This window comes from Luteithermobacter gelatinilyticus, from assembly GCF_005849285.1.
Taxonomy (GTDB): domain Bacteria; phylum Pseudomonadota; class Alphaproteobacteria; order Sphingomonadales; family Emcibacteraceae; genus Luteithermobacter; species Luteithermobacter gelatinilyticus.
The window spans coordinates 2,766,563-2,788,507 of record NZ_CP040517.1; the positions used below are offsets into that span (position 1 = coordinate 2,766,563).

A 21,945-nucleotide genomic window follows, 5' to 3' on the forward strand; every position below is an offset into this window, starting at 1 on the left:
ACCAGAAGAATAAACAGGATGTTGAACATGTTTGCAGTCGTCAAAACTGGTGGCAAACAGTATAAAGTAGCCAAAGACGATATTCTCAAGGTAGAGAAACTTGAGGGCGAAGCCGGCAGCAAGGTAACCTTGGATGAAGTGCTGCTGGTGGGTGATGACAAAGGGGTTCAAGTTGGCTCCCCAACGGTGGCTGGTACGGTTGTGACCGCAGAAATCCTGGAACAGACCCGGGGCGACAAGGTCATCATCTTCAAGAAAAAACGCCGCCACAACTATCGCCGCAAAAAAGGCCATCGTCAGGAACTGACGGTGCTTAAGGTCCTGGAAATCGGCAAGGGCGGGGCGAAGAAAGCCGCGCCGAAGAAGGCCGACAAGGCGGAAAAAGCAGAGAGCGCAAAGGCGGAAGACAGCAAACCTGCCGCAAAAAAAGCGGCGCCGAAAAAGGCCGCTGCCGCAGAGAAGAAAACCCCTGCCAAGAAGGCCGCACCGAAAAAAGCCGCTGCGACCAAGGCAACCAAAAAGTCACCCAAGACAACTGAGGAGAAATAAGACATGGCACATAAGAAAGCTGGCGGGAGTTCCCGCAATGGTCGCGACTCAGCCGGTCGCCGTCTTGGTGTAAAGAAATTCGGTGGCGAAGCCGTGATTCCCGGTAACATCCTGGTGCGCCAGCGTGGCACCCAATTCTATCCGGGTGAAAATGTCGGCATGGGCAAGGACCATACCCTGTTTGCACTTACGGAAGGCAAGGTCAAATTTTCCAAAGGCAAACTGAAACGCAGCTATGTAAGCGTTGTCAGCGAAGCCTAAACCGCCTGACACTGTTGAAAGTTTCCGTAAAAGGGGAATGCCGGTCATTCCCCTTTTTATATGCCGCTCCCCTTATATATAATGGATATATTGTGCTTTCGGTTATATCTTGGAAGAGACCTCATCTGTTATCCCGGGGACTAGAGAATTAAACATGCAGTTTCTCGATCAGTGCAAGATTTATATCCGTTCCGGCGCCGGCGGCGATGGCTGCGTCAGCTTCCGGCGGGAAAAATATGTGGAATTCGGCGGTCCTGATGGCGGCAATGGCGGGCGCGGCGGCCATATTCTGGTCGAAGCCGTCGAAGGTCTCAACACCCTGATCGACTATCGTTACAAACAGCATTTCAAAGCCCCGCGCGGCGGCCATGGCATGGGCAAGAACCGCACCGGCGCACAGGGCGGAGACCTAGTGTTACAGGTACCTGTCGGCACCCAGATCTTTGATGAAAATTATGACGTCATGCTGGCGGATCTGACCGAACCCGGCCAGGTGGTCATGATGCTGGAAGGCGGTAAGGGGGGGTTAGGCAATACGGCTTTCAAGTCCTCCACCAATCAGGCCCCACGCAAATTCACCCCCGGAGGACCGGCCGAAGAAATGTGGATCTGGCTGCGTCTGAAACTGATGGCCGATGTGGGGCTGGTGGGCCTGCCCAATGCCGGCAAGTCCACCTTTCTTGCCACCACCAGTCGCGCTAAACCGAAAATCGGCGATTATCCCTTCACCACGCTCGCCCCGCAGCTGGGGGTGGTGCGCGTCGGCGACCGGGAATTTGTCATTGCCGATATTCCCGGCCTGATCGAAGGCGCCCATGAAGGCCACGGTCTGGGGGACCGTTTTCTGGGCCATGTGGAACGCTGCGGCATCTTGCTGCATTTGATCGACGGCACCGGTGAAGATGTGGTTGAGGCCTACCGTACCGTACGTCATGAACTGGAAGCCTACGGCGCAGGACTGGACCGCAAACCCGAAATCATCGGCCTGAATAAGTGTGATGCGCTGGATGAGGACTTGATCAAGATGTTGAGCGATGAACTGGCCCAAGTGACAGATGCCCCTGTCCTGCCCGTGTCCGGCGTCACCGGGGCGGGGGTAAAAGAGGTGCTAAGCCTGCTGCTCAAACAAGTGGACGCCGCCCGCGAAAAAGAAAAGGATGCTGTCTCTTCCCCGTCCTATGCCGCTTCTGCCACCAGCGCGCCGGAGGAAGAAGAAGACAACACGCCGCAAGAGGAGGACCCCACAGGCTGGTCTCCTATCTGAGCAGCGCAAAGACAGGAGAGACACGCCTCCCCCAGAGCCGGCTAAAAATCATGGGCCGAAAATCATGGGCCGAAAATCATGGAAAGCCACCATTCATGAAAGATATCCTGAACGACAGCCACCGTATCGTGATCAAGATTGGTTCCGCCCTGCTGGTCGATGCCCAGACCGGACAGCTTCGCGAAAACTGGCTGGAAAGCATTGCCGCGGATGTGGCCCGCTTGCGGTCCGCAGGCAAGGATGTGATTCTGGTCTCGTCCGGCTCCATCGCACTGGGGCGCAAGCTTCTGGACCTGAAAATCAGCAAACGGCTGGAAGACAACCAGGCCGCCGCCGCCATGGGCCAGATCGAATTGGCCGCCGCCTACCGACAGATTCTGGGCCGTCACAACATTCCCGTGGCGCAAATTCTGCTGACCTATGGCGATACGGAGGAACGCCGCCGCTATCTTAATGCCCGCAACACCATGCTGCGACTGATGAAACTGGGCGTGGTGCCGGTCATCAATGAAAATGACACTGTGGCCACAGATGAACTGCGTTATGGTGACAATGACCGGCTGGCCGCTCGGGTCGCAACCATGTGTGAGGCAAACTGTCTGTTTTTGCTGTCGGATATAGACGGCTTGTACACCGCCGATCCCCACAAGGATGAAAACGCGCAATTTATCGCCCATGTGGACCAGATCACGGCGGAAATTGAAAGGATGGCCGGCACCCCCATTTCCACCGGCTTTGGCTCCGGCGGCATGATCACCAAAATCGCCGCTGCCCGAATCGCCACAGCCGGTGGCTGTCATATGGTTATTGCCAGTGGTAAACCCCTCAATCCAGTCAGCCGCTATCTGGATGGTGGTCCCGGCACCTGGTTCCAGGCCAGCGACAGCCCCTATGCCGCCAAAAAACAGTGGATCAATGGTACGCTGGAAATCAGCGGCCGCCTGGTGGTGGACGCCGGCGCCGCACAGGCCTTGGGACAGGGCAAAAGCCTGTTGCCTGCCGGTGTTGTGCGGGTGGAGGGCAACTTTGACAAGGGGGACGCAGTGAGCATTCTCGACCTGCACGGCCGGGAAATCGGCCGAGGCCTGATCGCCTATGGCGCGACCGAAGCCCGCAAGCTTATTGGCCGCCGCAGTCAGGAAATCGAACAAATTCTTGGTTATGTGGGGCGTGAGGAATTAATTCACCGCAGTGACCTTGTCATGACCGGTAACGGGCATAAATAATGATAATGAATAGGGAAATATGGTGCCGTTCAGGTCTCAACACTTGAAACAGGCTGAACCGGGAAAACCATTCACATCACCTACACCAAAAACATAACACCACAATATGGGAACGCTTGATGAATACAGAGCAGGACATCAAAAAACTGATCCAGGAGATGGGACAGGCCGCTCGTAAGGCAGCCGCCATCCTGGCTACGTGCCGTACCGAAGCCAAGAATACCGCCCTGCGGGCCGCCGCCGCCGCGCTGCGGACAAATGAGAAAGATATTCTATCGGCCAATGCCCGGGATATGGAAATTGCCAAGGGTCGCGGCCTGACCGGGGCCCTGCTTGACCGTCTTTTGCTTGATTCCGCACGGATCGAAGGCATGGCGCGCGGCCTTGAGGATATTGCCGATCTGCCCGACCCGGTAGGGGATGTGATGGCAAGCTGGGACCGGCCCAATGGCCTGAAAATTTCCCGCGTTCGCGTACCACTGGGCGTCATCGGAATCATTTATGAATCCCGACCCAATGTCACGGCAGACGCCGGCGCATTGTGTCTTAAATCCGGTAACGCTGCGATTCTGCGCGGCGGCAGTGAAAGTGCACATTCCAGCCGCGCCATTCATGCCTGCCTGGGTGAGGGCCTGCGTCAGGCCGGCTTGCCGGAGAGCGCCATTCAGCTGATTCCTACCCAGGACCGTTCCGCCGTAGGGGAACTTCTGGGACTTGCGGGTCTGGTGGATATTATTGTGCCGCGCGGCGGGCGTTCGCTCATTGAACGGGTGCAAAATGAAAGCAAGGTGCCGGTCATGGCCCACCTGGACGGCATCTGTCATGTCTATGTAGACCGCGACGCGGACCTGGAAAAAGCCATCAATATTGCCGTCAATGCCAAGATGCGCCGCACAGGAATTTGCGGGGCCATGGAGACCCTGTTGATTGACAAGGCGGTCGCCGATAAATTTCTGCCTCCCCTTGCCGAAGCATTGCGGGAAAAGGGGTGTGAATTACGGGGGGATGAGCTGGCCAGAAGCCTGTACCCGGGCATGGAAGCCGCTACCGAAGAAGACTGGGACACGGAATATCTGGAGGCCATCCTGGCGATCCGCTGTGTGGACGGCGTCAAAGGCGCCATCGAGCACATTGCCCGGCATGGATCCCACCATACGGACTCGATTGTCACCGAAAACGCCGACACCGCCGCCCTGTTCCTCAATGAGGTGGACAGCGCCATCGTCATGCACAACGCTTCCACCCAGTTTGCAGATGGCGGGGAGTTCGGCATGGGCGCTGAAATCGGCATTTCCACTGGCAAAATGCATGCCCGTGGCCCGGTGGGGCTGGAGCAGCTCACCAGCTACAAATATCAGGTCCAGGGCAATGGCCAAACGCGCCCCTGAGGCTCCATCCAGGAATGCTGGCGTCCCCCGACGCCCGGGGCTCATCCCCGGACAGCACCTCTGGCGCGGCCTCAAGATCGGTCTTCTGGGCGGATCATTCAATCCGGCGCACCAGGGACATCTGGACATCAGCCTCATGGCGCTCAACCGCCTGGGGCTGGATTATGTCTGGTGGCTGGTATCGCCGCAAAACCCGCTGAAAAGCCCCGCAGAAACGGCGGAACTTGACCGGCGGTTGGCCAAGGCGCGCCGCTTGGTGCGGCACCCACGGCTCAAAGTCATGGATCTGGAACGCCGGCTGCATACGACCTATACGGTGCATACCCTGGCCCATCTGATCCAACGTCTGCCGGACACCCGTTTTGTCTGGCTGATGGGAGCCGACAATCTGGCGCAATTCAGCCGCTGGAGAAACTGGCAGCAAATTGCCCTTATGGTTCCGTTTGCGATTTTTGACCGTCCCGGTTATTCTATGTCTGCTGTTGCCAGCAAGGCCGCCCGGCGGTTTGCGATGGCGCGGCTGCCGGAAAGCCGGGCGGGATGTCTGGCGGCACAAACACCGCCGGCATGGGTTTTTTGCCACGGACGCAAAAATCCCGTATCTTCAACGGCTATACGACAACAACAACTTTAACTGCGAAAGGTGACTGGAAAAACGTGCCTAGAACACAAGAGTTGGAAGACGTTTCAAAGTCTTCGGAACCGCCGAGTACGGAACGTCTGAAAGAGATCATGCTCAAGTCTCTGGAAGACGACAAAGCAGAAGAGATCACCCTGATTGACCTCGCCGGAAAAACCAGCATTGCCGATTTGATGATTATTGCGTCGGGACGATCCACCCGTCAGGTGGCCGCCATCGCCGATCATCTATTGCGCAAAATCAAGGACAGCGGTCGCGGCAGCTGCCGGGCCGAGGGCCTGGAAAAAGCGGATTGGGTGCTGATTGACGCCGGGGACATTATTGTCCACATTTTCCGCCCTGAAGTACGGGCCTTTTACAATCTGGAAAAAATGTGGATGCCCGATTTCACGCCGGACAATTCTTCCCTATCCCGACCAGGACCGGAAAAAGGGTCAGGCAACGGGCCACGCTCTTCCTGACCGGCAACGATGCAGATTCATATTATCGCCGTGGGGCGTTTGAAAAAAGGTCCTGAGCTGGACCTGGTCCGGGAATATGTCAAACGCACCCCGTGGCCGGTCACCATCACCGAAGTGGAGGAAAAGCGCCCCGTCAAGGGAACGGAACGGCTGATGCGGGAAGCGGAGCTGATTCTCAGTGCGCTTTCCCGTCTAAGAAGCGGATCTTCCCCGATCATTGCCCTGGATGAACGGGGCAAAAATATGCGCAGCACCGACTTCGCAGCACACATTGCCCAGTGGCGGGACAGCGGGCACAACACCCTCACCTTTTTGATTGGCGGCGCCGATGGCTTTGCCCCCGAAATTCGGGAGCAGGCCGACCTTAAACTGTCCTTCGGGGCCATGACCTGGCCGCATATGATGGTGCGCCTGATGTTGTGTGAGCAGATTTACCGGGCCTCAACCATTCTTGCGGGCCACCCTTATCACAGGGAGTGAAGGCTCTTTTGCACTTGGGATTGAATTCTTGGGCAAAGCATGGCAAAACACCCTGCAAGGCTTGATTTTACAAGCTATTAACCCAACTTCTGTAAAATAGTCCCAACGCGGATACAACAAAGAAGAGGGCAAGCCCGGGCCTCCCGAAAGCGGCCCGCGAGATGACGCCAAGGCGGCAACACAAGGAAAACGGAACCAGACGTAATGAATAACGCCACCGTAACCCCCACCAAACCGGTCGTTCTTTGTATTTTGGACGGCTGGGGAGAACGCAGTGAAACGGTCAATAACGCCATTGCCCTGGCGCAGACCCCCACTTACGACGATTTTGTCCAAACCTGCCCCCGGGGTTTTCTGGAAACTTCCGGCATGGCCGTGGGACTGCCTGACGGCCAGATGGGTAATTCGGAAGTGGGACACATGAATCTGGGCGGCGGCCGCGTGGTGTTGCAGGATCTGCCACGTATTGATACCTGCATTGCCGAGGGTCGCCTCGCGCAACTTCCCGTTTTTCGTGACTTTGTCCAAAAACTGAAAAACTCCGGTGGTGTCTGTCATCTGATGGGGCTGCTCTCACCGGGTGGGGTGCATTCCCATCAGGATCATATGCTGGCGCTGGCCCGGGCCCTTGAGGACAGCGGGATTACGGTCGCCATTCACGGCTTTCTGGATGGCCGGGACGTACCGCCCAAAAGCGCCGGAGAGTTTGTCGCCGCCTTTGAAAAGGCACTAAGTGCCCTGAAAAATGCCCGCCTTGTCACCTTAAGCGGTCGTTATTACGCCATGGACCGGGACAAACGCTGGGAACGGGTGAAGCTGGCCTATGAGGCCATGGCCGAGGCCCGGGGCGACCAGGCCGCCACGGCCCAAGAAGCCATAGCCAATAGCTATGCCGCCGGCATCACCGATGAATTTGTGCGTCCTGTCATTATTGGTGACTATCAGGGCATGAAGAATGGCGACGGATTGCTGATGGCCAATTTCCGGGCGGATCGGGCGCGGGAAATCCTGACGGCTTTTCTTGACCCGGCCTTTGATGGTTTTGAACGCGACCGTCAGGTCCATTTTGCCGCCCAGGCCGGCATGGTGGAATATTCCGCAGCACTTAACAATTTCCTGCCGGCCCTGTTCCCCGCCGAAGAAATCCGCGATACGCTGGGCGAGGTGGTAGCACAGCGGGGGCTGAAGCAGCTGCGCATTGCGGAAACGGAAAAATACGCCCATGTGACCTTTTTCTTCAACGGCGGATCCGAAGAAGTTTATGAGGGGGAAGACCGCATTCTGATCCCCTCTCCCGATGTGGCGACCTATGATCTGAAACCGGAAATGTCCGCGCCGGAAGTGACGGAAAAACTGGTGCAGGCCATTCGTGAAAAGGCCTATGACCTGATTGTGGTGAATTACGCCAATCCCGATATGGTCGGTCATACCGGTGTTTTGCCCGCCGCCATCAAGGCCGTGGAAACCATCGACCAGTGCCTTGGCCGGTTGCGGGAGGCGCTGGTAGAGGTTGGCGGCACCATGCTGGTGACCGCCGATCATGGCAATATTGAAATGATGGAAGACCCCCAGACCGGGCAGCCTCACACGGCGCATACCACCAATCTGGTACCGTTTCTGCTGGTCAATGCCCAGGCCGCCCTGGGGGAGAAGGCACAAGAACTGAGCATTGAGCTGGACAATGGCCGCCTGGCGGATGTGGCGCCTACGGTGCTCACCCTGATGGGACTGGAACAGCCCACGGCCATGACCGGTCGCTCCCTCATCAGATTGATCCAGAAACACCAGCAAACGGAGGTTCGTGCAACTGCTTAAGCGTGTGGCATTTCAGGAACTGGCCCAGATCCGGTTATCGCTGGATCTGTTATCTCTGGGGACACAACGTCTCCTCAAGATGCTGTTGTGTCTAGCTGTCCTGCTCTTGCCTTGGACGGCTTCGTCTGTGGAAGAAGACCCCAGCCGGCAAAAACTGGAAGATGTTCAGCAAAAGATCGAGGAAACCACCCGCAAGGCCCTTGAATATGAAAAACAGGCCGCCTCCCTGGAACGGGAAATCGCCGATCTCAGCCGCCAACTGGTGAAAACGGCGCATATCCTCCAGGAAACGGAAAGCCGCCTCAATGAACGGGAGGCCCGCCTGGTGCTTTTGGATCAGAAACAGGACCAGCTCGAAACCCGCCTCAAGACCCGCAGTGGGCAGATGGCAGAGACCCTCGCCGCCTTGCAACGTCTCAGCCAGCAACCTCCGGAACTGGTGGCCTTTCGTCCCGATGAAGCCATTAACAGCCTGCGCAGCGCCAGCCTGTTGCGCCGTATTCTTCCCACGCTGCGGGACAAAGCCCGTCGCCTTCGCGAAGACATGGATGAATTGCAGAATGTCCGGCAGGAAATTTCCCTGGAACGGGAAGAACTGCGCCAGGAACTGGCCAGCCTCACCGTCACCCGCGAAGAGCTTGACGGACTGATGGCGGAACGCAAGAAACGCCAGCAAATCCTGCACAAGGCTACCCGGGAAGAACGCAAGAAACTGGCAAAATTTGCCGCTACCGCCAAAACGCTCCAGGAGCTGATCGCCAGAATCGAAAAAGAAAACCGGGCCCGTGAGGAAGCCGCCCGGGCGGCGGCGCAAAGGCTGAAAGACAAACCCAACCGCCAGAGCGCCCGTTCCACGGTGCCGGAAACCCGGCTGCCGGGCGGTGGCGACAAATTCGCTCTGGCCAAGGGCACGTTGCCGCTACCGGCGCGCGGCGCCATTGCGATTCGTTTCGGTCAGAAAACGCCGGAAGGCCATGTTTCCCGGGGCATTACAATTCTGACCCGACCCGAAGCCATGGTGGTTGCCCCCCATGACGGGCGGGTTATTTTTGCCGGGAAATTCCGGACCTATGGGCAGATTCTCATCATTTCCCACGGGGACGGATATCATACCCTGCTGGCCGGCATGACGCGACTTGACGCCGTCGTCGGACAGTGGATACTAAAAGGAGAACCTGTCGGCCAGATGGCCGTTACGGACCTGGCCGCCAGCAATGGGGTGGGAAATTACGGCCGGAAGCTCTATATTGAATTAAGACAACAGGGCAAACCCATTAACCCCCTGCCCTGGATCGCGGCGCGCGACAGAAAGGTACTTGGATAGATGAAGAAATTTGTTGTAACTGCTGTTCTGGCCCTTTGTCTGATGGGCGTGGGCCTGATGGGCACGGGCCTTTCCGGACCGGAAACGGCCTATGGCGCCAATTCTGATACCTATAAACAGCTGAACCTGTTCGGGGATGTGTTTGAACGCATCCGGTCCCAGTATGTCAAGGAGGTAAAGGACGAGGAGCTCATTGAAGCCGCCATTAACGGCATGCTGGCGTCCCTGGACCCCCATTCAAGTTACCTGAATCCGAAAAACTTTGAGGATATGCAGGTTCAGACCCGCGGGGAATATGGCGGGCTGGGACTGGAAGTCACCCAGGAAAACGGCGTGGTGCGTGTCGTCTCCCCCATTGACGACACCCCGGCGGCAAGGGCCGGAATCCAGGCCGGCGACTATATCACCCGCCTGGATGGAGAACAGGTGATTGGCCTCACCCTCACCGAAGCCGTGGAAAAGATGCGCGGTGAGGTGGGCAGCGACATTACCCTCACCATTGTGCGCAAGGGCGAGAAAAAACCCCTGGAAGTGACCGTGACCCGCGACATCATCAAAATCAAGTCGGTCCGGTATCATATTGAAGACGAGGTGGGTTATATCCGAATCACCAGTTTTACCGAAAAAACCGGCGAAGGCCTGAAAGAAGCGCTTGAAGCCATTCATCAGGAATTGGGCGATCGGCTACAGGGGGTGGTGCTGGACCTGCGCAACAATCCCGGGGGGCTTCTTGATCAGGCCATTGCCGTAACCGATGCGTTTCTGGACCGCGGGGAAATTGTGTCAACCCGCACCCGCAACGACCGCTCCATTCAACGCTATAACGCCCACAAAGGGGATATGCTTAAGGGCAAGTCGCTTGTGGTGTTGATCAATGGCGGGTCGGCCTCCGCCTCGGAGATCGTCGCCGGCGCCCTTCAGGATCATCAGCGAGCCGTAGTGGTCGGGACCCAATCCTTCGGCAAGGGATCCGTACAGACCATTATTCCGCTTGGGGCCAATGGCGCCATGCGGCTGACCACCGCTTATTATTTCACCCCGTCCGGCAACAGCATCCAGGGCGAAGGCATCCACCCGGATGTAGAGGTGGAACAGTTGCGTCTGGATGAGGCGGAAGAAATCAACACCAGCCGCCGTTCGGAACGCAGCCTGAGAGGCAGCCTGGAAAACCCCAACAATGGACATGAAGAGCTTCTGGAGGCGGAAACCAGAACCGAAGAGGACAAGCAGAAGGAGGAGGACAAAATCAAGCTGACCAGCGCCAAGGACGACTATCAGCTGAACTATGCCATCAACCTGATCCGGGGCATGTCTATCGCCAAATTTAACCAGTAACATGGTTCGTCACGAAACATAACACAGGAATAAGACAGGGACAGGCGGCAAATGCCGCCTGCCCGCCATCAGGAAAAACCGTCCAAAACCGGAACGGACACCACAGCCAGAAGACAGTCATCATGGATACGGAACCCGAATTACCGATCATGACTCGCAGACGCACCATCAGCCCTCTGGTCGCGGCCTGGGCGTTTGTTTTGATCAGTTTTAGCAGTGTCATTCTGTGGCTGTCCCTGTCCGACGGTCCGCCGCCCTCCACCCGCCCCGCAGATGAACAGGTGGCGGTGGGCGAAGATACCGGCACCTCTGCCGGGCCGACACAAGCCGCCCCACCGCAAACGACACCGGAACCCGGGGAACAGGTTATTGTGCTGGACGCTTCTGCTGCTGACGGCTCCGAAACCGATGCGGAAAATGCTCTTTCGCCCCTAACACAGTCAAAGACCCCTCCAGAATCAGAAAATCCCTCTGTCGCGGATACGGATATGGTGGCTGAAGACACCCCTGTCAGGGACAATAGGGCCGCCCTTGCCCCCACCCCCCCCCCCACCGTTCAGAACTCGGCAGACACAGCCATGCCCTATACCCGGGAAATGTCACTTGCCCCCGCTCCCGATCCCGGCCTTGTCATAGACGGTCCGCACGGACCGCTGCCGGTATTGGGGCCGGACGGCAAAGTAGCGTGGAAAGAATATGCCAGGCCCCATGAGGAGTTGAGTGCGGCCCCCAGAATTGCCATTCTGGTGACCGGGATTGGCCTGAACAGCCGGCGCAGCGAAAAAGCCATCCGCGACCTGCCGGGGGAAATGGCCTTGGCCCTGTCCCCGTATGGACGTAATTTGCAAGACTGGGCGGATCGGGCACGCCAAGCCGGGCATGAACTTTTTCTCATGTTGCCCATGGAGCCGCAAAACTACCCCCAGAATGACCCCGGCCCGCATACCCTGATGACCACTTTTGCGGTTCGGGACAACCTGAAACGCCTTGAATGGCTGCTGTCCCGTTTTACGGGATATGTGGGTGTGGTCAATGATATGGGATCCAAATTCACCGCCTCGGAAGAGGCTGTGGGGCCCGTTCTTGACGATCTCAATGGCCGGGGCCTGATGTTTCTGGATTCCCGCTCCAGCCGCTACAGTATTGCAGCACAATATGCCCGGCGCATCGGTATGCCCCGGGCCGTTAACACCCGCTTTCTTGACAATGTGGTGCGCCGGCAAGAAATTCTCAAACGGCTCGAAGAACTGGAAAACACCGCCAACACCTATGGCGCTGCTGTCGGCATCGCCCGACCCTATCCCCTCAGCATCGAGGTTCTCAACGAATGGGCCCGCACCCTGCCAGAAAAAGGGTTTCAGCTGGTCCCGGTCACCGCCGTCGCAAACCGCCAACCGATCCGATAGACCTTATCAACACAATAATCTGTCAGCCTTTCTGCTTCTTTGGTCAGCTTTCATAATAGGTACGGTGGAACCGCTGGGTGAAACTGACCAGATTGTCAAAGGACTTTGCTTTCTCATACAAAGGGCCGGTAAACTCCTCCTGCAAGAAAAGTTGCGCCAAAACGCCATAAGCGCAGGCATCCAGACTGCTGGCCTTTTCCCCATGGAACCAGACCTTCTCCCCCAGGAAATCCGACAACGCCTTGAGATCCCAAGCGCAAAGTTCAGCAATTTCCGCATCGCTGTGGCGACCAATGCCATGACCATAAAGGCTGCTTCTGACCTTTTTGCGCACCCGCGGAGCAATGAACTCACGAAGCAGCGCCGGAATCCCACCAAAAAAAAATCCGTTTCAGTTTTGGCCAGTTTTCCTCAAGCATCCAGCGACTGTGCAGCACCCCCCAATACAGATTTTCATCCATCATTTTCATAAAGGCGTGGGTGATCGCCTTTTCTTCGTCATCCAGATGGCCATCCACCGAATCACCGTATTTGTCTTTCAGATAATGCAGAATGAAGGTGGAATCCGGGATCACCGCCCCATTGTCCTCAATATAGGGCAGTTTGCCCTTGGGAGCCTTGCGCAGGCCGTCCACCCCATCAACCGCCTGATATTCCAGACCCGCCATCCTAAGATAGGAGTCAACCTTCAGGCATGGCGGGCTGGGATCCACGAGATTGCCGAGCCGGCCAAATTTATACAAGGTAATCATGCCCCCTCCTATAGATGAATGTCATAAATTGTTCCAGACGAATGCCCTGCGTCTTAAGGAAACTTTATTTTGTTCAGTTTTTGTTCCCGTTGCAACAGCTTTTTTTTTGATTCATATAGACCTTCATTAAGCTTTTTGGCATGGTCCAAGAACAGGACCACCAGCTCATTTCCGTTACGCCAACCTTCAAAATCCGACTGAAGAATATGACCGATCCGCAACACCTTCCCTATCGCCCCTGTACCGGCATAATGCTGCTCAACCCCGAAGGCAAGGTTTTTGTCGGACGGCGTATTGATACCGTCGCCGAAGCTTGGCAAATGCCCCAGGGCGGTATAGATGAGGGCGAGGAGCCGAAAGACGCCGCCCTTCGGGAACTGGAAGAAGAGATCGGCACCTGCAAGGCGGAAATCATTGATGAAATTCCGGAATGGCTGTATTACGACCTGCCCGAGCACCTGATTGGCAAGGTCTGGAAAGGCCGGTATCGGGGTCAGAAAATGAAATGGTTTGCCCTGCGCTTCTTGGGACGGGACGAGGACATCAACCTGGAAACCGATCATCAGGAGTTTAACCAGTGGAAATGGGTCGACATGCACCGCCTGCCGGATATGATCGTCCCCTTCAAACGGGATCTTTACCGGACTCTGGTGGCCCGTTTTAACCATCTGATCCGCAAGGACTGACCTGCCATGTCCGTCCGGCGCCACAGTCCGTCACGAGAGGTATGATGATACAGGATGAGACCGGCAAACTTGCCATCTGGGACATATTCCGCGAAACCTATGCGGTCTTTTTTACTCATTTGAAGTCACATGTGATTCTGTCCTATCTCTATAGCCTGCCGATAGGTTTCTTTGTTCTGGGCGGTGGGCTGGACCTGTCCAGTATTTCCCCTGGCCATGGTATGGCGGAACTGGATCTGCCCCCTGTTTTCTGGGGCTTTATTGTGGTGGCATTCCTTTGGGCGGCGGTGATTCACCTGTTATATTTCCGGCTGTATCTTTTGGGACGGGACCGGTATTTAAGCTTCAGCCTGCCAGATCTTGGCCGGATGGTCGTCAAATTCGTGTTGTACAGCGTATTATTTATCCTGTTGCTGTTTATTTTCATGTTGTCGGCCAATATGGTTATCGGGCTGGTCACCCTGATTTTCAGCGCCCTTACCGGAGGCAGCCCCCTGACCACCACCATCACCGTGCTCTCAGGCCTTGCCGCCAGCGTATTTCTGTTCATCATTGCACTGCGAATGCTTCCTACATTTGCCAGCATTGCGGAAAACGCCCGTTTTCTGCCGTTCAGAGAATCCTGGTATTACACCCGGGGAGAGGGGCTGAAACTGGTCTTTATATATCTGACCATCCTGGCGCCGGCCTGGTTTGTGGTATTTCTCACTTCCGCCGCCGTCACCGCCGTGATGCCGGGCGATCTGTCAGATGTGTCACCCTCTTCAGGGTCAGGCCTGCTCATACTACAGCTGCTGCTCAGCCCCGTTGGCGTGGCTCCCGGCGCGTTGATAGGAGCTGCCACCACCCGCGTCTACTGCCTTCTTGTTCGCTGATCCTCAGCTTTTATTGCCACAAATCCGACGCAATGTTCTGAGAGAAAAAATCCATGCAGAGTCAAGAAAACGGATATGGCATCAGATTATCCTCAATTCCGGGATGTGCCGGGCAGGCCTATGCCTGCCTCTGGCACTATTTTCTGCCGCATGTGGTGATTTCCTTGTTTGCCTTTCTACCGTTTTGCCTGGCCGGATATTTCGGGTATCTCGCTCCTGTGTTCACGGCCTCTACCGGGCAGGGAGCAGTTCCCGAAGGGTTTCATTTGTCTTTCCTGCTCCTGATGTTCACCACCTTTTTCTGGGCCATTCCCAGCCTTATTCTCTGGCATCGCCTGTTTCTTCTGGGCCCCGAACATCTGATTCGCCCAAATTTCTGGCCACTGATGACCCGCAGCCTGCATTATATCGCCAAATTCCTGATTCTTCTGGGTGGCATTGTGTTGCTGACATTTGTGCTGACGGCGTTTCTGCTTTTTCTTCTGAACAACATCTTATCTTTCGACGGCAGCTCCGTGGCGGAAATTGGGAAGCTGGAAATGGCCCTCTATATCGGGGGCGTCATATTTGTCTTTCTGTTCACATTCATGATTGCGCTGCGTCTGTCACTCGCCTTTTCTGCCCAGGCTATCGGTAAGAAGCTGGGATTCAGGGCCTCCTGGACCCTGACCCGGCAGCACACAGGACATATGGTCCTCAGCGCCCTGCTCTCTCTGCTGCCGGCGGCTCTTGTGGTGTTGAGCGCCTCTTATGTTCTGGATCGGCTGTTTGAAGACCCCAGCCGCAATCTGTATCTGGTACTGTTTATGCTCGCCCCGGTGCTCAGCCTGCCGCTGGCCGTCTTTTGCTCCCAGACCTCAGTCTATTATCGCGGCTGCGGCGCATGTCATCACCGGGAGGAACATTAGAGTGACCAGAACCGTTCCGGCGGATCCCAGCAGCCGAGACGGTATTTCAAGGACCATTTCGCCAGAACATGCAGCAGGGGAATAAGGTCCCGCCCCTTTTGCGTTAGCCTGTATTCATAACGGGGCGGGCGCTGCTGATAAGCGGTTTTGACCAGCAGATCATGCTCTTCCATACGGCGCAGCCGGTCCGCCAGAATGTTGCTCGGAATGTTTTCGGGAGACTCCTGAAACTGCTTGTACCGGCTTTTTCCCAATGCAAGATCCCGCAGAATCACAAGCGTCCATTTGTCCCCCACCAGATCAAGGGCCGAGGTGATCGGGCAAGGCGACCGGGCAAAACCGGACTGTGAATTATTTTTACTCATCATCCACTCATAACACAAACTTGTTACTTGCAAAATAAAAGTTAAAGGCTACACTTTAGTGACTTTTATTTTTAAAGTCATAAAAAACCATTTAGAAGGGGAAAATTCATGACCAGTACCACAGGCCCCAGTATCACCGGCCAATGCATGTGCGGCAGCGCCTCTTACGAAGCCCGCTCGGAAGCCGTTATGGCCGCTCATTGCCATTGCAACAACTGCCGCAAGTCAAGCGCCACAGGACACAGTTCCCTTCTGGGGGTGCCGCGTGACGCCTTCAGTATAAACGGCTCCCTTTCCAATTACAGCTGGCGGGCCGATAGCGGCCATAAACTGACCAAACATTTCTGCCCCACTTGCGGCTGCCTGGTCTATACGGAAAATGATGCTTGGGCAAACCTGGTTATTCTGTCTCCTAACCTGCTGGATGATCCGGAAAATTTCAAACCGCAGATTGTGGTCTATGCCTCCCGCGCAGCAAGCTGGGACCAGCCTGACGACAGCCTGCCGGCCTTTGCGGAAATGCCGCCGGCCCCGGCCTGAGGGAGAGCATGATGAGCGCCGCTTTCACCGGATTCGGAGACTCATTTTTTCAGTTTTTTGAGGATCTCAAACAGAATAATAACCGGGACTGGTTTACCGCCCACAAGGGGCGGTACAAAACCGAGGTGGTGGCCCCCATTACCGCCTTTATCACCGACATGGCGCCACGCCTGAAAGAGATTTCCACACATGTCACCGCCGACCCGCGCCCCAATGGCGGGTCCATGTTTCGCATCTACCGGGACATGCGCTTTTCCCGGGACAAGAAACCCTATAAGGAACATGCGGGCGTGCAGTTCCGCCACCGGCTGGGGCGGGACGCCCATGCGCCGGGATTTTATGTGCATCTGGAGCAAGACAACCTGTTTTTCGGTGGCGGGATCTGGCAACCGCCGGGCCCGGCGTTGTTTAAAATCCGCGACCGCATCGCCCGGCATCCGGAGAAATGGCGGCAGGTTCTGGCGAACCCCGATCTGCGGCGGCTCATTGGCGGGATCGGTGGTGAGGCGCTCACCCGTCCCCCGCGCGGTTTCCCGGCGGATCTTGAGCATCTGGAGGACATCAAACGCAAGAGCTTCTTCGCCATGCGTCACGAAGCGGATCACCGCATCGCGGCGTCCGAAGACTTCCTAGAGGAGGTGACCAGAACTTTCAACGCCGCCCGGCCGCTGATGGTCTTCATCGCCGAAGCGCTCGACGTGCCGTTTTGATAACGCGAAAATGCCTCCTCATAAGATTTACGTCAAGCGCTCATGAATTAGTCCTTCTGCGGGCGCTTATTCAGTCAATATATCCTATTGATACAGAATGCTTTTCTGTATTATTGGCCAATAAGATCACTCGCTTGATCTTATTGGAACAGGGCTCATCATCAGCCGGTAACAAAAACCCCCGCCAGGACCGCCTCGCGGGGGTGCAGGTTGTTCAACAATAGTTATGCCGACATTCAGCCGGCCATTTCCTGGATCATTTTTTCCAATTCCTCGGGGCTGACGTCGCGGATATGGGTGGCAAAGGTCCAGTTATACCCGAATTCGTCCTGGGCCACGGCGGTCCGGTCGCCCCAGAACATGTCTTCGGGTTTGCTCACTTCTTTCAGGCCCTGCTCCACCGCATGGGCATAGGCCCCGTCGCAGTCTTCCACGTACAAATAAAACGCCACGGGCGACAATCCATCCTTGGGCGGTTTGCGATCCACATTGGGCATCGGGTCACTCAGAAAAAGAATGGACGTCCCGACCTTCAGCGCCGCATGCAACACCTTACCGTCCGGCGCCTCCAGCTTGCCCAGCAGTTCCGCGTTCAGGGCTTTCTGATAAAGGTCAATGGCCTTGTTTGCCCCATCAACCATCAGATGGGGCGTCACGGTTGTGAAACCTTCCGGTATGGAAGCCATGTTCTTCTCCTCATAAATATCAATGGCGGTTATCGGGATCTACGCGGTTTACTGAAGAAAAATTACTGGGGTAAAATTACTGGGGTAAAATTACTGGGGTAAAATTACTGGGGTAAAATTACTGGGACAAAAACCTCTCAAGACAGTGGAGAGATGAAGTCCAGCCCTCATGATGGCTGGTTTTCTGTTCTTCGGTGTCAAAGACTTTCTGTACAAGACGTAATCTGGTGCCGGCCTCTGTTTGCTGCAACGTCACCTCCACCAGCGTTTCATGGCCCGGAACACCTTCCGTGAGCCAGGCCCAGGTCATCACCAGACGGGTCGGACGCTCAAGAGTAACATATTTGCCCTGAACCGTATACGCCTCCCCGGCCGCATTGACCATGGTGGTTTGCCATTTCCCACCTTCGCGCACATCCATTTCATATGTCGGCACCGTCATGCCTTCCGGCCCCCACCACTGGACAAGATATTCGGGCTTGGTCCAGGCGTCATAGACCCGTTCGACAGGGGCGTGAAACTCCCATTCGAGTACCAGGGTGCGCGCGGCAGCATCCTGATCCGAAAGGCCGCCGGTTATATTTTCTGACATGTTATTGATCCTCTTCCTTCAAATTTTGGTCCAAAAATGCCTCCAGTCGGTCAAAACTCCCAATCCAGAAACTGCGGTATCGCTCCAGCCACTCATCCAGCGAAACAAAACATTCTTTTTTCAGACGGCACACACGCCACTGTTTTTTCACCCGTCGCTCAATCAGTCCCACATCTTCCAAAATCTTAAGATGCCGGGATATGGCCGGTGCGCTCATCTGAAACGGTCGGGCCAGATCCCCCACACTCTGATCCCCCTCCCGCAACAGTTTCTCCACAATAGCAAAACGAGTCGGGTCAGACAGGGCGGAAAAAATTTCGGGTATCTGTGGTGACATTTCAGGGATCCGGAGCAATTTATGTTTAACTATTCATTTAATTAACATTATCGTTAAATAAGAAATGTATTACTGTCAAACAGTATTTTAGGGATCAGGATATATTTCTAGAGTGAATTGCGTTGCTTGCGCTCGCCATGACGGTGCAAGAAGAAACATCATCACGACCTCCGGCAGCTCCTTACGTCGCTCCCGCGCAAGTGGGAGCCCAAAGTCCTTTTTAAGAGTCCTTTTCTGAGAGTCCTTTTCTGAGAGTTCTCCCGGACAAGCCGGGTAGAACGTCTTTGGGAGGGGCTGGATTGCCGCCTGCGCGGCAATGACGAAGGCAGAGGCGGCAAGAACAATGAAGGGAAAACGTCATCATGTCACGGCGATCCACAAGGTTTCAGAGACCTGGGAATCGTGGATTGCATCGCTTCCGCTCGCCATGGCATTTCATCTCATCAAAAGCCACGCCACAACAAAAACCCCCCGCAAGGATCTTCCTTGCGGGGGTGTCGTATCTGAAATTTTAAAACCGTCCGGGTGTCAGGCGGCTTGGCTGTTAAGCACCTCTACAATGGCCGCCAGACGGTCACGGGCCTTTTCCGCCCGCTGGCGGGTCACCTCATCCTTGGCGTCCGCCACATCTTCCTCGGCATCCCTCAGTTCTGCCGTCAGCTTGTCGCGATCCAGTTCCGCCAGCGGATAGGCTTCTTCGGCCAGGACCGTCAGGCCCTTCGGATTCACTTCCGCAAATCCGCCGCGCACCAGAAGTTTATCCGCCGCGCCGCCGTTGTGGACCTCGATAATCCCGGTTTTCAGGGTCGAGATCAGCGGAGCATGGTTGGCCATGACCCCCATATATCCCTCGGTCCCGGGAACCACGACCATTTCTGCTTCTGTCGAAAGCAGCAGGCGTTCGGGCGAGACCAGTTCGAAATGTATTTTATCCGCCATAGTGGCTTCCCTTACCTAAATCAGCGTTAGGCCGCTTCGGCCGCCATTTTCCGGGCTTTCTCGATGGCTTCCTCGATGGTGCCCACCATGTAGAAAGCGGCTTCGGGAAGATCGTCATGTTCCCCGTTCACAATCGCCTTGAAGCCTTTGATGGTGTCTTCCAGGGCCACGAATTTACCCGGTGCACCGGTAAAGACCTCAGCCACGTGGAATGGTTGGGACAGGAAGCGTTGCAGCTTACGGGCCCGCGCCACCACCAGCTTGTCTTCCTCGGACAGTTCGTCCATGCCGAGAATGGCGATGATGTCCTGCAGGGACTTATAACGCTGCAGAGTTTCCTGAACCCGGCGAGCCACTTCATAATGTTCCTCACCCACCACATCAGCGGTCAGAATACGGGATGTGGAGTCCAGCGGATCCACCGCCGGATAAATACCGAGCTCAGCAATCTGACGGCTTAGAACTGTGGTCGCGTCAAGGTGAGAGAAGGACGTTGCCGGGGCCGGGTCGGTCAAGTCGTCGGCCGGCACGTAAATGGCCTGCACGGAAGTAATGGACCCTTTGGTGGTAGAGGTAATACGCTCCTGCAGGGCCCCCATATCGGTCGCCAGGGTCGGCTGATACCCCACAGCAGACGGGATACGGCCGAGGAGCGCGGACACCTCAGCGCCAGCCTGGGTAAAGCGGAAGATGTTGTCCACGAAGAACAGCACGTCCTGGCCTTCCTGATCGCGGAAATATTCCGCCAGGGTCAGACCGGTCAGCGCCACACGGGCACGGGCCCCCGGCGGTTCGTTCATCTGGCCATACACCAGCGCCGCCTTGGAATTGCCGCCTTCCAAGTCAATCACCCCAGATTCGATCATCTCATGATACAGGTCGTTCCCTTCGCGGGTCCGCTCGCCCACCCCGGCAAACACGGAATAGCCGCCGTGGCCCTTGGCGATGTTGTTGATCAGTTCCATGATAAGAACGGTCTTGCCCACGCCGGCCCCGCCGAACAGTCCGATTTTACCGCCTTTGGCATAGGGCGCCAGCAGGTCTACAACCTTAATGCCCGTGACCAGGATCTCGGCTTCGGTGGATTGTTCGGAAAAGTCCGGGGCCTCGTTATGGATCGGAGCTTTCTGTTTGGTGGCAATCTCGCCGCGTTCGTCAATCGGCTCGCCAATCACATTCATGATCCGCCCGAGCGTCTCCGGTCCCACCGGCACACTGATCTGCGCGCCAGTGTCTTTAACTTCCTGGCCGCGGACCAGACCGTCGGTGGAGTCCATGGCAATGGTCCGGACCGTGTTCTCGCCCAAATGCTGGGCCACTTCCAGCACCAGACGGTTACCGTTGTTATCAACTTCAAGAGCTGTCAGGATCGCGGGCAATTCGCCGTCGAACTGAACGTCGACAACGGCACCGATCACCTGGCTGATACGTCCTGTGTTTTGTGTCATTTTCCTCAACTCCCGGGGCGCCCGACGCCCTCGCTCCAATTTTCTGATCAGAGCGCTTCCGCGCCCGAAATAATTTCAATTAATTCATTGGTGATCACGGCCTGACGGGTCCGGTTATAGGTGGTCCGCAGACTGTCGATCATTTCCCCGGCATTGCGGGTCGCATTGTCCATGGCGGTCATGCGCGCGCCCTGTTCGCTGGCGGCATTTTCCAGAAGTCCCCGGAAAATCTGGATGCCCAGGTTGCGGGGCAACAGATCTTCGAGGATTTCCGTCTCATCCGGCTCATAATCATAGGCTGCTCCGCCCAGATCCACGCCATTCTCTTCCTCGAATGAGGCGGGAATCAGCTGCTGTCCGGTCACCACCTGCACCAAAGCGGACTGAAACTTGGCATAAAACAGGGTGCAGACATCAAACTCTCCCCGTTCAAACAGTTCCAGAATACGCTCGGTAATGGGTGTGGTGTCGCCATAATGCAGATTCTTGACATGGGACAGATCGAAATGTTCGATCATGCGTCCGCCGAATTCCCGGCGCAGAGCGCTGCGTCCCTTTTTGCCGATGGTGATGATTTTCACGTCCTTGCCTTCCGCCAGAAGGTTGTTGATTTTCTGGCGGGCGGCCTTGACGATATTGGCGTTGAAGCCACCACACAGGCCGCGCTCGGAGGTGGCCACCACGATCAGATGCACATCCTCCCGACCGGTCCCGGCCAGGAGTTTTGGTGCCCCGATCTGGCCTTTCATGCTGGCCGCCAGAGAACCGAGAACACTTTCCATGCGTTCCGCATAGGGCCGGGTGGCTTCCGCGGCATCCTGGGCCCGACGCAGCTTCGAGGCCGCCACCATTTTCATGGCTTTGGTGATCTTCTGCGTGGACTGAACGCTGGAGATCCGGTTTCTGAGGTCTTTAAGGTTAGCCATAGTGACTTGTCCTTATCTTTCTCTGTTTGTCT

The 21,945-nt window shown here is 56.1% G+C and carries 26 protein-coding genes; 17 read left to right on the plus strand and 9 right to left on the minus strand.

The window, feature by feature from the left end; genetic code table 11:
- Positions 1–27 precede the first annotated feature (27 nt).
- From rplU to FE788_RS12510, 12 genes are all read left to right on the plus strand, one after another.
- Positions 28–549, plus strand: a complete 522-nt coding sequence (rplU, locus tag FE788_RS14400) for a 50S ribosomal protein L21 (RefSeq protein WP_138380948.1) — start codon at positions 28–30, stop codon at positions 547–549.
- 3 nt (positions 550–552) lie between these two features.
- Positions 553–810 carry a 50S ribosomal protein L27 gene (gene rpmA, locus FE788_RS12460; protein ID WP_138380949.1) on the plus strand — a complete coding sequence of 86 codons (258 nt, stop codon included), beginning with the start codon at positions 553–555 and terminating at the stop codon, positions 808–810.
- A 154-nt stretch (positions 811–964) separates the two neighbouring features.
- Positions 965–2,074 carry a GTPase ObgE gene (gene obgE / locus FE788_RS12465; RefSeq protein WP_138380950.1) on the plus strand — a complete coding sequence of 370 codons (1,110 nt, stop codon included), beginning with the start codon at positions 965–967 and terminating at the stop codon, positions 2,072–2,074.
- A gap of 95 nt (positions 2,075–2,169) precedes the next feature.
- Positions 2,170–3,300 (plus strand): glutamate 5-kinase, encoded by a 1,131-nt coding sequence (gene proB / locus FE788_RS12470; protein WP_138380951.1) that lies wholly within the window; start codon positions 2,170–2,172, stop codon positions 3,298–3,300.
- 119 nt (positions 3,301–3,419) lie between these two features.
- A complete protein-coding gene (locus tag FE788_RS12475) occupies positions 3,420–4,688 on the plus strand; it encodes a glutamate-5-semialdehyde dehydrogenase (RefSeq protein WP_138380952.1) in 1,269 nt (422 codons plus the stop codon).
- Complete coding sequence (locus FE788_RS12480) at positions 4,669–5,322, plus strand: nicotinate-nucleotide adenylyltransferase (RefSeq protein ID WP_138380953.1); 654 nt, start codon at positions 4,669–4,671, stop codon at positions 5,320–5,322. The genes FE788_RS12475 and FE788_RS12480 overlap by 20 nt, the downstream gene beginning before the upstream one ends.
- Positions 5,323–5,345: 23 nt before the next feature.
- Complete coding sequence (gene rsfS, locus FE788_RS12485) at positions 5,346–5,789, plus strand: ribosome silencing factor (protein WP_246057934.1); 444 nt, start codon at positions 5,346–5,348, stop codon at positions 5,787–5,789.
- 9 nt (positions 5,790–5,798) lie between these two features.
- On the plus strand, positions 5,799–6,269 hold the full coding sequence (gene rlmH / locus FE788_RS12490) for a 23S rRNA (pseudouridine(1915)-N(3))-methyltransferase RlmH (RefSeq protein ID WP_138380955.1): 471 nt from the start codon (positions 5,799–5,801) through the stop codon (positions 6,267–6,269).
- Positions 6,270–6,473: 204 nt separating this feature from the next.
- Complete coding sequence (gene gpmI / locus FE788_RS12495; RefSeq protein ID WP_138380956.1) at positions 6,474–8,084, plus strand: 2,3-bisphosphoglycerate-independent phosphoglycerate mutase; 1,611 nt, start codon at positions 6,474–6,476, stop codon at positions 8,082–8,084.
- Positions 8,071–9,408 (plus strand): murein hydrolase activator EnvC family protein, encoded by a 1,338-nt coding sequence (locus tag FE788_RS12500; protein WP_138380957.1) that lies wholly within the window; start codon positions 8,071–8,073, stop codon positions 9,406–9,408. The genes gpmI and FE788_RS12500 overlap by 14 nt, the downstream gene beginning before the upstream one ends.
- Entirely contained in the window at positions 9,409–10,743 is a 1,335-nt protein-coding gene (locus FE788_RS12505) for a S41 family peptidase (RefSeq protein WP_138380958.1), read from the plus strand.
- Between the two features lie 122 nt (positions 10,744–10,865).
- The gene (locus FE788_RS12510) at positions 10,866–12,149 is read left to right on the plus strand and encodes a divergent polysaccharide deacetylase family protein (RefSeq protein WP_138380959.1); all 1,284 of its coding nucleotides are present in this window, start codon (positions 10,866–10,868) and stop codon (positions 12,147–12,149) included.
- 43 nt (positions 12,150–12,192) lie between these two features.
- Here the strand turns inward: FE788_RS12510 and FE788_RS12515 are convergent, their stop codons facing one another.
- Both FE788_RS12515 and FE788_RS12520 read right to left on the minus strand, forming a co-directional pair.
- Positions 12,193–12,483: a glutathione S-transferase C-terminal domain-containing protein gene (locus FE788_RS12515; protein WP_168190414.1), complete on the minus strand. Its 291-nt coding sequence runs from the start codon at positions 12,481–12,483 to the stop codon at positions 12,193–12,195.
- Between the two features lie 16 nt (positions 12,484–12,499).
- Positions 12,500–12,901, minus strand: a complete 402-nt coding sequence (locus FE788_RS12520; RefSeq protein ID WP_138380961.1) for a Tom37 metaxin N-terminal-like domain-containing protein — start codon at positions 12,899–12,901, stop codon at positions 12,500–12,502.
- Between the two features lie 206 nt (positions 12,902–13,107).
- Here FE788_RS12520 and FE788_RS12525 point away from each other — a divergent pair, with 206 nt between their 5' ends.
- From FE788_RS12525 to FE788_RS12535, 3 genes are read left to right on the plus strand one after another with little or no spacing between them, the layout of a single operon-like run.
- On the plus strand, positions 13,108–13,587 hold the full coding sequence (locus FE788_RS12525; protein ID WP_138381398.1) for an RNA pyrophosphohydrolase: 480 nt from the start codon (positions 13,108–13,110) through the stop codon (positions 13,585–13,587).
- Positions 13,588–13,628: 41 nt separating this feature from the next.
- Complete coding sequence (locus tag FE788_RS12530) at positions 13,629–14,462, plus strand: hypothetical protein (RefSeq protein WP_138380962.1); 834 nt, start codon at positions 13,629–13,631, stop codon at positions 14,460–14,462.
- A gap of 53 nt (positions 14,463–14,515) precedes the next feature.
- Positions 14,516–15,370: a hypothetical protein gene (locus FE788_RS12535; RefSeq protein WP_138380963.1), complete on the plus strand. Its 855-nt coding sequence runs from the start codon at positions 14,516–14,518 to the stop codon at positions 15,368–15,370.
- Here FE788_RS12535 and FE788_RS12540 read toward each other — a convergent pair.
- Positions 15,367–15,738, minus strand: coding sequence for a winged helix-turn-helix transcriptional regulator (locus tag FE788_RS12540; RefSeq protein ID WP_210413975.1), 372 nt, complete (start codon positions 15,736–15,738; stop codon positions 15,367–15,369). The genes FE788_RS12535 and FE788_RS12540 overlap by 4 nt on opposite strands.
- Positions 15,739–15,843: 105 nt before the next feature.
- On the opposite strand from FE788_RS12540, the gene FE788_RS12545 reads away from it, so the two are divergent.
- Together FE788_RS12545 and FE788_RS12550 are read left to right on the plus strand one after the other, a co-directional pair.
- Complete coding sequence (locus tag FE788_RS12545; protein ID WP_138380964.1) at positions 15,844–16,275, plus strand: GFA family protein; 432 nt, start codon at positions 15,844–15,846, stop codon at positions 16,273–16,275.
- Between the two features lie 8 nt (positions 16,276–16,283).
- A complete protein-coding gene (locus tag FE788_RS12550; RefSeq protein WP_210413976.1) occupies positions 16,284–16,985 on the plus strand; it encodes a DUF2461 domain-containing protein in 702 nt (233 codons plus the stop codon).
- Positions 16,986–17,221: 236 nt separating this feature from the next.
- Here the strand turns inward: FE788_RS12550 and FE788_RS12555 are convergent, their stop codons facing one another.
- The 6 genes from FE788_RS12555 to FE788_RS12580 form a co-directional block, all read right to left on the minus strand.
- Positions 17,222–17,671: a VOC family protein gene (locus tag FE788_RS12555; RefSeq protein WP_138380965.1), complete on the minus strand. Its 450-nt coding sequence runs from the start codon at positions 17,669–17,671 to the stop codon at positions 17,222–17,224.
- Positions 17,672–17,789: 118 nt separating this feature from the next.
- Positions 17,790–18,263, minus strand: a complete 474-nt coding sequence (locus tag FE788_RS12560) for an SRPBCC family protein (protein WP_138380966.1) — start codon at positions 18,261–18,263, stop codon at positions 17,790–17,792.
- A 1-nt stretch (position 18,264) separates the two neighbouring features.
- Positions 18,265–18,600 carry an ArsR/SmtB family transcription factor gene (locus FE788_RS12565; RefSeq protein WP_138380967.1) on the minus strand — a complete coding sequence of 112 codons (336 nt, stop codon included), beginning with the start codon at positions 18,598–18,600 and terminating at the stop codon, positions 18,265–18,267.
- A gap of 528 nt (positions 18,601–19,128) precedes the next feature.
- The gene (locus tag FE788_RS12570) at positions 19,129–19,539 is read right to left on the minus strand and encodes a F0F1 ATP synthase subunit epsilon (protein ID WP_138380968.1); all 411 of its coding nucleotides are present in this window, start codon (positions 19,537–19,539) and stop codon (positions 19,129–19,131) included.
- A 26-nt stretch (positions 19,540–19,565) separates the two neighbouring features.
- Positions 19,566–20,987, minus strand: coding sequence for a F0F1 ATP synthase subunit beta (atpD, locus tag FE788_RS12575; RefSeq protein ID WP_138380969.1), 1,422 nt, complete (start codon positions 20,985–20,987; stop codon positions 19,566–19,568).
- Between the two features lie 47 nt (positions 20,988–21,034).
- Positions 21,035–21,913, minus strand: a complete 879-nt coding sequence (locus FE788_RS12580; RefSeq protein WP_138380970.1) for a F0F1 ATP synthase subunit gamma — start codon at positions 21,911–21,913, stop codon at positions 21,035–21,037.
- Positions 21,914–21,945 lie beyond the last annotated feature (32 nt).